Source organism: Acidithiobacillus sp. TH-A35 (genome assembly GCF_057473505.1).
The window spans coordinates 1-6038 of the sequence record NZ_JBYCKR010000160.1 but is presented as its reverse complement, the minus strand read 5'-3'; the positions used below and the strand labels follow the sequence as shown (position 1 = coordinate 6038).

The following is a 6038-nucleotide window of genomic DNA, read 5'->3' as shown; positions in this document are numbered from 1 at the left end:
TGCCCCCATTGCGAAAAATTCCCCACTGCTGCCTCCCGTAGGAGTCTGGGCCGTGTCTCAGTCCCAGTGTGGCTGGTCGTCCTCTCAGACCAGCTACTGATCGTCGCCTTGGTAGGCCTTTACCCTACCAACTAGCTAATCAGACGTAGGCTCTCCTCTTAGCGCGAGGTCCGAAGATCCCCCGCTTTCCCCCTCAGGGCTCATGCGGTATTAGCCCAAGTTTCCCTGGGTTGTCCCCCACTAAAAGACAGATTCCTACGCATTACTCACCCGTCCGCCACTCGTCAGCACCCGAAGGCCTGCTACCGTTCGACTTGCATGTGTTAGGCATGCCGCCAGCGTTCAATCTGAGCCAGGATCAAACTCTCTCGTTCAATCCGTCTTAAAACAATACTGCTCAGGGTATCTATCAGCACCTAAGTGCTCATATCACCCCTGGGTCTAAACCCCACACATCTCCACTCGGCTGGGAAAGAACAATCCGGACCGGAGTCCGGTGCGGCTCAGCGCCGCGTCGTGAGGGCGCATTATACGGAGCTCTCGAAGGGTGTCAACAGATGATTTCAGGTGGCGTGGGAATCGGCCTTGCTCAGGGAGACACGGGCAAAGTGGCGCTTACCAAACTGCAAAAGGTACGCCCCGCCCAAAGCCAGCGTGATAGCCGGATCGACCACCCGCTCGCCATCCACCCGTACTGCGCCCTCTTTCATCTTGCGCATAGCTTCGCTGGTACTGGTGGCGAGCTGCACTTGCACCAGGATCTGGCTGAGGCGCGGGTCTTCCTGCATGGAGAGCCTTTGCAGGGGCAGGTCATCCGGGGCTTCGTGGCGCTGAAAGCGGGCCAGGAAGGCGGTATGCGCTGCCTGAGCAGCCGCGGCGTCATGGAAACGGCCCACCAACTCATCGGCCAAGTTCAGCTTGATATCGCGCGGATTGCGCGCGCCACTGGCCGCCTCTTTTTGCAGGCGCGCCTGTTCTGCCGCAGGTACGCGGGAGAGCAGCGCGTAGTAACGCCACATCAAGGTATCCGAGATGGACATGACCTTGCCGAACATCTCCGCGGGCGCGTCTTCGACCGCGATGAAATTACCCAGGGATTTAGACATCTTTTGCACGCCGTCCAGGCCTTCGAGAATGGGCATGGTGAGCACCAACTGCGGTTTCTGGCCATACTCACGCTGTAATTCCCGGCCCACCAGCAGGTTGAAGCGCTGATCGGTACCGCCCAGTTCCACGTCCGCTTTGATGGCGACCGAGTCATAGCCTTGTAGCAAAGGATAGAGAAACTCGTGAATAGCGATGGGCTGATTCGCATTGTAGCGCTTGTTGAAGTCATCGCGTTCCAGCATGCGCGCCACAGTGTAACGCGCGGCGATCTGGATCAGCTCCTCAGGACGCAGGGCGCCCAGCCACTCAGAGTTAAACATCACCTCGGTGCGCTCGGGATCCAGTATCTTGAACACCTGACGCCGATAAGTCGCGGCATTGGCCACCACCTCTTCGCGACTCAGCGCTTTGCGGGTAACGCTCTTGCCCGTGGGGTCGCCGATCATGGCGGTAAAATCGCCGATAACGAAAAGCAGGCGATGGCCGAGATCCTGGAATTGACGGGCCTTATGGAGCAGCACCGTATGCCCCAAGTGCAGGTCCGGAGCAGTGGGATCCATGCCCAGCTTGATTCGCAGGGGTCTGTTATCGCGCTGTGCCGCCGCGAGCCGCGGTAGCATTTCGCCCTCGGGCAGCATGTCGACGGTGCCGAGCGCGATTTGTTCGAGTGCGTCCTGATATTTCGTTGTCATAGCTGAGCCAGTGTTTTGTAATGAGGCAGCATATTAGCATTGGCAGCGCCCCGGCTGAATGGTCTTTGCCGCCCCCCGGACATTCGCACCCCATCTCAATTAAGCACTGGTTAATCTCCGCAACAAAGGTACCTTGATCTGGTCGAGAATGAAGGTGTAGAACACCGTTGCCAGAAGCAGGCAGGCGATAACCACTATCGGCAATGGCGCCATCAGCCAGCCCATAACGGCCAGACCGCTTACTACCAATACGTCCGCCAGACTTGCCCAGAGTAGGAAGCGACCAGGGATTGATCCCCAGAGATGGCCGCGCTCCCGCACCAAAAAAACATTAGCGAGCCCGGAAAATACCAGCCCAAGGAAATCCAAGGTCTGCACGGACGCCCGTGGCAGTCCCAGAGACCGGCCCACACCATACACGGCGAAGATATAAATCAGCCAGGCGAAAGCCACCACTAATGAGGAGAGGACCAGAGTACGAATATCCCAGCGGTCCGGTTTTGGCGAGGGACGCACATTATCCTCCGCCAGCGACATGGTCACGAAATCATTGGCGAAGAGCAGCAAAAGAACCAGCAGCGGAGTGACCACAAAGCTGCGGAATATTAAGAAACCCAGACTCAGGAACAAGGCGACCTGAAAGACCTTGACGATTTTGTTGAGGGTATAGGTGAGCATGCGCTGATAGACGCGCCGACCGGTGACCACCGCATCGAGCACCCCCTGCAGACCGGGCGTGGTAAGCACGAGGCTGGCCGCTGCCTTGGCAACGTCGGTGGCGCTTTCCACGGCCACGCCCATCTCCGCCTGTTTAAGCGCAGGGGCATCGTTGACGCCATCACCGGTCATGCCGACGATCCGGCCTTTTTTCTGCAACCCTTGCACCAGATGAAACTTATCGGCGGGGAAAACCCCGGCATACACGCCACAGTCCTCAGCCAGGGCATTGCGGTCACAAACGCTGCCCGTGATGGCCAGCGATGTCGCAACATTTTTTGCCGTCTGCAGGCTGTCGCCGGTGACCATGCGTACCCGCACGCCAAGTTCCTGCAAATGCTGGACGACTTCGGCAGCATCCGGGCGGATGGGGTCCGCGAGTGCGAGCAGACCGAGAAAGCGCGGTTGACCATCCGGGCCGGCCGCCACGGCGAGCACCCGTGCGCCACTGGCGGCGAGATCCGTTGTCGCTTGTTCCCAGTCCGTATTGCTGCAGAGTTTGGCGATGATCTGGGGTGCACCTTTGAGTGCGCGCCATGATGCGCCGTCCTGCATGAAAACCCCCTCCGACCGCTTGGTAGCGGGATCAAAGGGCACAAATTGCTGGCGATCAGGCAGATTGGCGATCTGGGTTGCCGACTTCTGGAGAATGGCGAGATCAATGGGATCCTGAGTGGCGTTGTCACTGGCTAGGGCGGCCATCTTCAGGAGTTCTGCCTCTTCCACGCCGGGCCAACCCGTTGTCTGACTGAGGCTGAGACGGTTCTGGGTGAGGGTGCCGGTTTTGTCACTACAGAGATCACTCATGGCGGCGGCTTCTTCCACAGCGGCCAGACGGGTGACCAGCACACCACGGTGCACCAGATGCAGAGACGCGATGGCGGTGGCCAGGGTGAAAGTGGCGGGCAGTGCCACCGGTACCGAAGCAACCAGCAGGATGAGCGCAAAAGGCAATATTTCCGCAAGAGGGATGTGGCTGGCGGCTGCGTAAATCAGGATCGCGGCAACGAGAATGACGTCCATCATTACCAGATAGCGGACAATGGAAAGAACCAGCTCTTCTAAATGACTTTTGACGCCGGCGCCGCGCACTAACTCAGCGGTTTTACCGAAATAACTCCTGGCACCGGTCGCCGTGACCTCCCCCGAGGCTTCACCGCGACGCACGATGGAGGCGGAATAGAGGGTGTCGCCCGTGGTGCATTCCACAGGCATGGATTCTCCCGTCAGGGCGGATTGGTCTACCAATATGCTGCCATCGCTGAGATGCAGATCGGCAGGAACCATATCGCCGGCCCGCACATGAACCAGATCACCCGTCACAAGGTCGGCGGCCGAGATGCTTTGCCATTGTCCGTCGCGACAGGCGCGGGCCTGAATCCGCAGTCGCTCTTTCAGCAGTTCCAGCGCGCTCTGCGCCTTGCGCTCCTGGCTGAAACCGAGCACCCCGTTAAAAATGAGGAGCAAAGTGATGATGATCGCTTCTGGCCACCTACCCAATATGGCTTCCAGAATCAGGGTGCCTTCCAGCATCCAGGGTACCGGTGCCCAAAACTTGTGGAGAAAGAGCAGCCAGTTTTTGGGTTTTTCTTCGGTGACTGCATTGGGGCCATATTGGGCAAGCCGTTGCCGCGCCTCGTCGCTACTCAGTCCGTTGCAAGTGTTTTCCGGCATATTCCGCTATCCCGATATCTTTTATGTTCGTTGAAGTATAGAACCCTGAAACCCACGAAGATTCCCCCGCAGGCCATGCTGGTAGTAAACTGCGCAGATTGCATTGCATTGGGAGCATGGCGTCATGTTAAACCTCTGGGGAGAAATGGTGATTGGGGCGGGGAGACCTGTTCTCCTGGCGTTTGTCGCCTGGGGGGCAAACCGGCTGGCGAATCGCTATCATTGGGATGAGAATCCACGATGATTTTGTTGACCTTGTTGAAGGGCAAACTGCATCGGGTGCGGGTTACCGCCGTCGAACTGGAATACGAGGGCTCCTGCGCGATTGACAGCGATCTGCTGGCTGCGGCGGGCATCCATCCTTACGAGCAAGTACACATTTACGATGTGAATAATGGGGATCGTTTCAGTACTTATGCGATCAGCGCACCGGCTGGTTCGGGGATCATTTCAGTCAATGGCGCCGCGGCGCGCCGGGTGGCCTTGGGGGACATCCTCATCATTGCGGCCTACGCGCAGGTGGTGGAAGAGAAGGTTGCCGGTTTTCGGCCACAACTGGTGTATGTGGATGAGCGCAATCGCATAACCCGACGCAGCCAGCAGATTGATCCTGTCCCCGCCTGAGCGGTGAACCCCTTGTTGAAGGGGGTGCCCCGTAATGCTCGGTTGCTGATGGGAGCGCGCGCCGCCCGCAGCGTAGGGCAGGGAGCGCTGGTAGTGGATTTCGCGCTCTATCTGCATGCCCTGCACTGGTCAGCGCTGAATATTGGCGTTTTGTACTCGGTTAGCCTGCTGGTCGGCGCTTTAGCGACCCTACTGGTGGGTCCCTTAAGCGATCACTTTGGTGCCAAAGGCTTTCTGTTGGGCTACGAGGGGGTTCAGCTCGTCGCAGCATCCATCGCGCTGAGTACGGCGCAGCCCGTCTGGCTCGCCCTGGCTGCCATTCTGGGGGCCTTCGGTCGCGGCGCCAACGGCGGAGCTGGCCCCTTCGCACCAGCGGAGCAATCCTGGATGTCGCGGAGTGTGGCCAGCGAGCAATGGGGAAAGATTTTTCACTTTAATACCAGCATCGGACTCTTTGGAATGGCAGGGGGTGCCACGCTGGCCGCCTTACCAGATATTTTAGCGGGCGTGTTGCCGGTTGCTGAGGCTTACAGACCGCTCTTCCTGATTGTCTTGCTGGGTTCGCTTATCTGTCTGCTGTTTTTGCATGCTGCAGAAGAGTCGCCGGTCGTTGCGGCATCAGCAGAGCAAAGTGAGCAGGTACAGACTGCTCCTCCGGCAGTGCGCAAGCCCATCTGGCGGGTGCTGCTGACTTTCGGCACTATTAATGCCCTGAATGGTCTGGGAATTGGTATGGTGGGGCCATTGATGGCGTACTGGTTTCACCTGCGCTTTGGGGTGGGACCAGCGGCGATTGGTGGCGCGATGGCACTCGCCTTCGTCAATGCCGCTTTCATGTCGCTGATCGGTCTGCGCCTCACCCGGCGCTTTGGCTTGGTGGGAACCGTTTTGCGCATGCGCCTGCTCGGGCTGGTTCTGTTGCTGGTTCTGCCGTTCTCGCCGTTTTTCTGGCTGGCGATGCTGATTTTTATCGCCCGTGGGGCATTGAATCAGGGGAGCATAGGCTCGCGGCAGGCGCTATTTCTCGGCTTGGTGGACGAGGACCGACGTGGCCTGGCCGCAACGGTGAACAGTCTGTCTGTACAGGCTCCGCGTGCTATTGGTCCGACGATTGCTGCCCTGTTTTTTCAATCAGAGATGCTGATAACGCCCTTTCTCATTGCGGGGGTGCTGCAAGGCGCGTATTTGTATTTTTTTCAGCGATTTTTTAGAAAAGAATGACGC

Annotated in this window: 4 protein-coding genes and 1 rRNA gene; 2 read left to right on the top strand and 3 right to left on the bottom strand. The window is 58.4% G+C overall.

The window, feature by feature from the left end:
- The 3 genes from AC2VNK_RS05565 to AC2VNK_RS05555 all read right to left on the bottom strand — a co-directional run.
- Nucleotides 1-374: ribosomal RNA gene (locus tag AC2VNK_RS05565) — 16S ribosomal RNA — on the bottom strand; the annotation flags it as partial.
- 189 nt (nt 375-563) lie between these two features.
- Nucleotides 564-1799 (bottom strand): tyrosine--tRNA ligase, encoded by a 1236-nt coding sequence (tyrS, locus tag AC2VNK_RS05560; protein ID WP_291521147.1) that lies wholly within the window; start codon nt 1797-1799, stop codon nt 564-566.
- 99 nt (nt 1800-1898) lie between these two features.
- Nucleotides 1899-4190: a plasma-membrane proton-efflux P-type ATPase gene (locus AC2VNK_RS05555; protein WP_486883116.1), complete on the bottom strand. Its 2292-nt coding sequence runs from the start codon at nt 4188-4190 to the stop codon at nt 1899-1901.
- A gap of 240 nt (nt 4191-4430) precedes the next feature.
- Between AC2VNK_RS05555 and panD the strand changes: the two genes are divergently transcribed.
- Complete coding sequence (panD, locus tag AC2VNK_RS05550; protein ID WP_486883115.1) at nt 4431-4814, top strand: aspartate 1-decarboxylase; 384 nt, start codon at nt 4431-4433, stop codon at nt 4812-4814.
- Between the two features lie 48 nt (nt 4815-4862).
- A complete protein-coding gene (locus AC2VNK_RS05545; RefSeq protein WP_486883117.1) occupies nt 4863-6035 on the top strand; it encodes an MFS transporter in 1173 nt (390 codons plus the stop codon).
- Nucleotides 6036-6038 lie beyond the last annotated feature (3 nt).

Bases quoted from the DNA above. Each gene is read 5' to 3' on its own strand.
- tyrS (WP_291521147.1), bottom strand. From the start codon at position 1,799: ATGACAACGAAATATCAGGACGCACTCGAACAAATCGCGCTCGGCACC.
- AC2VNK_RS05555 (WP_486883116.1), bottom strand. From the start codon at position 4,190: ATGCCGGAAAACACTTGCAACGGACTGAGTAGCGACGAGGCGCGGCAA.
- panD (WP_486883115.1), top strand. From the start codon at position 4,431: ATGATTTTGTTGACCTTGTTGAAGGGCAAACTGCATCGGGTGCGGGTT.
- AC2VNK_RS05545 (WP_486883117.1), top strand. From the start codon at position 4,863: ATGGGAGCGCGCGCCGCCCGCAGCGTAGGGCAGGGAGCGCTGGTAGTG.